The 4932-nt window shown below is 59.4% G+C and carries 4 protein-coding genes; all 4 read right to left on the reverse strand.

The window, feature by feature from the left end:
* Window positions 1-7: 7 nt before the first annotated feature.
* Complete coding sequence (gene ftsW / locus VN887_01295) at window positions 8-1141, reverse strand: putative lipid II flippase FtsW (GenBank protein HXT38636.1); 1134 nt, start codon at window positions 1139-1141, stop codon at window positions 8-10.
* Window positions 1142-1230: 89 nt separating this feature from the next.
* Window positions 1231-1980, reverse strand: a complete 750-nt coding sequence (locus tag VN887_01300) for a LysM peptidoglycan-binding domain-containing protein (GenBank protein HXT38637.1) — start codon at window positions 1978-1980, stop codon at window positions 1231-1233.
* A 109-nt stretch (window positions 1981-2089) separates the two neighbouring features.
* Window positions 2090-3544, reverse strand: coding sequence for a UDP-N-acetylmuramoyl-L-alanine--D-glutamate ligase (murD, locus tag VN887_01305; GenBank protein HXT38638.1), 1455 nt, complete (start codon window positions 3542-3544; stop codon window positions 2090-2092).
* A 2-nt stretch (window positions 3545-3546) separates the two neighbouring features.
* Window positions 3547-4932: phospho-N-acetylmuramoyl-pentapeptide-transferase (gene mraY, locus VN887_01310; protein ID HXT38639.1), on the reverse strand; the 1386-nt coding region annotated here is incomplete at its 5' end.

Here is a 4932-nt window from a genome sequence, read left to right on the forward strand (position 1 = left end):
GACTGCATTAAGCGGTTTGTGGAATTGCCGTTTCTTCGACGTCGCCGGATTTGCGGGCGGCACTGCGACTGTCGGCGGCGCGACGTGCAACGCTCAGCAGCAGTCCGACACAGACCAGCATCAGAAAGAGATTCGACCCGCCGCGGCTGATGAACGGCAGTGGCAGGCCCTTGTTCGGCAGCGCACTGGTGACAACACCGATGTTGATGAACGCCTGAAGGCTGATCAGGAAAGTCAAACCGGTCGCCAGCAGGGTCCCGAAGATGTCGCGCGAGTGCCAGGCGATATAAATGCCGCAAAACAGCAGGACCACAAACGCGACGACGACGCCGAGTGTGGCGACCAGGCCGAGTTCCTCTCCGACATTGGCGAAGATGAAATCGGTCTGGTGCTCGGGCAGATAACCGAATTTCTGGCGGCCGTTGCCCAATCCAAGGCCGGTCCACCCGCCGGAACCGAGAGCCAGCGTCGCCATCCAGGCCTGGTAACCGACGCCCTCCTTCGTTGCTTCTGGATTCAGCCAGCTCGCCACGCGGTTCAGCCGGGTCGCGTTGTTCAACAGAAAAACGGCAAAAATAATCACCCCTGCAAGAAGAGGTGGCAGGAAGCATCGCCAACGAACTCCCGCCACCAACAGCATGATCCCGCTCACGGTGGCCAGCAATAACGTGGTCCCCCAGTCAGGCTCGAGGAAAATCAGGCCGAGAACGAGAGTGACAAAAATTCCGGGAATCACCAGACCGCGTCCGAACGAGGGCATGAACCGTTGATAACGCTCCGCGTAATGGGCCAGCAGAACGACCAGGCCAAGCTTGGCGAATTCAGACGGTTGAAAACTCTGATGCGCAATGCTCAGCCAACGACGGGCGCCACCCGCCTTGACACTGACACTGCTGGGGATCAACACCACGACAAGCAAGGCAACCGCCGCAAGGAACAGCGGCACAGAAACTTTTTTGAGATGACGGTAGTCAATGCACGCCACAATTCCCGCCGCAATCAGACCCAGGCCGCACCAGACGACCTGCGTCGTGGGCGAGCCCGGCACCGTCGGGCTCATGCTCGAGCTATAGAGCATCACCAATCCCAATGACAGCAGCGCCGCGACGCAAAACACCAGGATGGTGGTGGCGTATTTCATCGTCAAAATGTCATTCGCGCACGTTCCTGCGCTCGATTGTCATTTGTGGAGCGAACCGCGCCTGAGGACGCGCGGCCGCCCCGTTCTTATTACAGGTTCCCGGTCCCTCCCGGCGGAGGTGCCGTCGGCGTCGCCGGTGCGGTGGGCGTACTCTTCGCCGCAGGCACTTTCAGTTTGTCACCCACCTTGATGCGGTCGGTCTTCAGCCCGTTGAGCGCCTTGATCTCGTTGACGGTCGTGGCGTTGGCCTTGGCGATCTTAAGCAACGTATCGCCGGTCTTTACCACGTACACGTTATCCATGCCGTTGCCCGCCGAGGTTGCAGCCGCCACGGATGCTGCCGGGGCTGGAACCACCAGTTTTTGACCCACCTGCAGCCGGGTCGAGTCCACTCCGGGATTAGCCTTCCCGATGGCGCTGGCCGACACGCCGAATTTTTTACCGATCGTGTAAAACGAATCGCCTTTCAGCACGATGTACTCGCGCGAGGCGCCTGCGGCGGTCGCCTCCGGCGCCGGCAATGCGGGAATTGGCGCGGTAATGTTGGTCGCCGGTTGAAGCCCCGGTTGAGTCAATTCCTGTAACGGCGGGTTCGTCGAAAGTGCGCCCGCGTTGGTCGGGTAAAGATTGGTCTGGTCCAGGGGTGGCAGCGTCGAATCGTTGGTGGACAGGTTATTTTTGGCGGTGACGTCCTCCTTCTTGCAGCCTTGAATGAGCAGGCCGCCCAAAAAGACCAGATGGATTGCCACGATGATATAAGCGACGCGGAGATGGGGCCTGCTTTTGGCTTTTTGCTCAAGGAGCGAGCCTTGTGGAATGAGCGGACTCGGATTGTTCATAATTATTGGTGGCGCTTTTAGCGGCGTTGTTTCGCTTGAGGCGTTGGTTGCATTTTCAGTTTTCGCGCCGGCGTTTTCCCTCAAAAAACGTCGGAGCAAATCATTTATTTCAAATTAACTGGCGCACTGGTTTCACAGGTTCGGTTTCTCCACCGCCAGCGCTGGTGTTTCCCCCGCCAGTGCCACGACCGGTGGTCTGCTTCCACTGCCCGACCGCCTGGCGAAACACTTCACCCCGGTGCTGGTAATTCTGAAACATGTCAAAGCTGGAGCAGGCTGGTGAAAGCAACACGACATCGCCAGGAACAGCATCCGCAGCAGACTTCTGGACTGCTTCTAACAATGAACTTACCACCGTGCAAGGAGTAAAAAGGCTCCACGCCGCGCGGATTTTCTCACGGGTTTCGCCCAGCAGATAGGCGCGCTTTACGCGCTGCGAGAGCAGCGGCCCGACATCGTGAAATTCAAAGCCTTTGTCCTGGCCGCCGGCGATCAACAGTACATTTGGCTCACCCGCCCTCGCGGCCGGCATGGCCAGCAGCGCCTTATGCACCGCGTCCAGATTGGTCGCTTTCGAATCGTTGACGAAGCGGACCCCGTTGATTTCTGCGACGAGTTCGCAACGATGCGGCCCGGGTTCGTAGGTCATCAACGCCGCGGTGATCTCCTCCAGCGGAATTCGCAATACACGCCCGACTCCAAGCGCGGCCATCAGGTTCTCGGCGTTGTGCGGCCCGCGCAACCTGCACTTGTCCATGTCGAGGAGGGGACCGGTCCAGTCGGGCAACCGACTGACCAGCAGACCGCGGTCGAGGTGGATGTCCGCGCGGCGATTGTTCGCGCTGAAGGTGATGATCTTCGATGGGATTTCCACTTTCAAAGACCGCAACTGCGCCAGCGCCTCGCTCTGCACGATCGCCCAATCGAACGCCTGCTGGTTTGCAAAGAGGCGGGCCTTGGCGCGTGCGTATTCGGTCATGCCGGGATAACGGTCGAGGTGATCCGGCGTGATGTTCAGGAGCACCGCCACCGCAGGCCGGAAAAATTGAATCGTTTCCAATTGAAACGAGCTTACCTCAAGCGTGAGAAAATCCAGGTCTTTGGTCCGATCCGCCACGGCGCACAAAGGCAGACCGATGTTACCGGCGGCAATCGTGTGGCGGTGCGCCTGTTTGAGGATTCGATCCACCAGCTCGGTCGTGGTTGTTTTTCCGTTCGTTCCCGTGATGGCGATGTTCAGGCACCGTGACGCCCGGAAACCCAGTTCGAGCTCGCTGATGAGCGGTACGTTCCGGCGAACGAGACCTTGCACGACCGCGCACTGCACGGGCACACCGGGACTGATGACCGCGAGGTCCAGAGGGTCGGCAGGCGATTCCTTCACTCCCAGCCGCACTTCGACCCCCGCCGAGCGCAACGCTGCGGCGTCTTTGCGAAGCTGCGGCGAATCAGCGCTGTCAATCGCCAGCACTTTCACCCCGTGCGCGCGCAACAGGCCGCCCGCCGCGCGCCCGCTCGCGCCGATCCCGATGACCAATACCTTTTTGTCCGCCAGTTCGTGCATGTCTAACGCAACTTCAGTGTGCTGAGTGCAACCACCGCACATAAGAAACACAAAATGTAAAAACGAATCACGACCTGCGATTCATACCAGCCCTTCTTTTCAAAGTGATGGTGCAACGGCGCCATTAAAAAAATCCGTTGACCCACTCCCGTCCGGCGCCGCGTGTATTTGAACCACGCCGTCTGCAGCATCACCGAAGCGGCCTCCGCCACGAACACCCCGCCCGCGATGACCAGCACCAGCGGCTGATGAATCAACACCGCAATGATGCCCAAAACACCACCCAGGGCGAGCGACCCGGTATCGCCCATGAACACCTGCGCTGGATGACAGTTGAACCAGAGAAACCCGAGTCCGGCGCCGATCATCGCCGCGCAAAACACCGTCAGTTCGCTGGCTCCGGGAACGAAGGGGATCTGTAGATACTCGGCGAACCTGAAATTACCGGCAACATAGGTGAAAACCAGAAACACGGAAGCCACGATCAGCGTGCAGCCGACGGCCAGGCCGTCGAGCCCGTCCGTCAGATTGACAGCGTTTGAGCTGCCCATGATGGTCAGGACGGTCAGCACAAGACCGACCGGCCCCGCGCTCGTCAGAACGGATTGTTTGACGAATGGCACCATCACCTCGGTGATCAGCGTCTTCGTTTCCGGCAACAGCCAGAGGTAAACCCCGATGAACAATGCCAGGGCGAACTGCACCCAGAGTTTGACGCGTGACCTGGTACCCCGGCTGTTCTGTTGAGTGATTTTCATGTAATCGTCGTAGAAGCCCAGACCAGCCAGCACAATCAACGAGAGCAGCGTCAGCAGTATCAGCGCGTTCAATTGCGCCCACAGCAACACCGCCAGGTCCAGCACCAGAACGATCAGGATGCCACCCATCGTCGGTGTTCCCCTCTTGCTCAGCACGCGCATGGCAAGCCCGCCGCCCTCCTCCGCCTTGTCGCTGTAATGCTGTCCGAACTTGAGTTGCTTTAACCAGGCTATCACCTTCGGCCCAAGCCAGAGGCTCAACAGTAATGCCGTGATCGCGGCACCCGCGCTTCGAAACGTGACGTAACGAAACACACGCAACGGCGAGACGAACTCGGCCCACGCGGTGCCGGCGGCCTGTTGCTGCAAGAATTGGCTGAAATAGAACAGCATGCTCGATTCTACCGGTTGTCGCGCCGCGCCGCGAAACGCGCCGTTTGAATCATGCGCCGCTTCGCCGGAGAGGGCAGTAATCCGGGGCCGCGCCGAAAGACACTCGGGCAGTCCGGGTCGTGTGAAGACGGCGTCTTTGAGAAATGCACGTCCGTCATTTTTGATTCGCAGTTCGTATAGTTCATTTGTCGCCGACTTCGCCGCGCAGCACTTCACACACTCGTTCCAACCGTGCGG

Origin of the sequence: Candidatus Angelobacter sp. (genome assembly GCA_035607015.1) — a bacterium.
Taxonomy (GTDB): domain Bacteria; phylum Verrucomicrobiota; class Verrucomicrobiia; order Limisphaerales; family AV2; genus AV2.

Bases quoted from the DNA above. Each gene is read 5' to 3' on its own strand.
- ftsW (HXT38636.1), bottom strand. From the start codon at position 1,141: ATGAAATACGCCACCACCATCCTGGTGTTTTGCGTCGCGGCGCTGCTG.
- VN887_01300 (HXT38637.1), bottom strand. From the start codon at position 1,980: ATGAACAATCCGAGTCCGCTCATTCCACAAGGCTCGCTCCTTGAGCAA.
- murD (HXT38638.1), bottom strand. From the start codon at position 3,544: ATGCACGAACTGGCGGACAAAAAGGTATTGGTCATCGGGATCGGCGCG.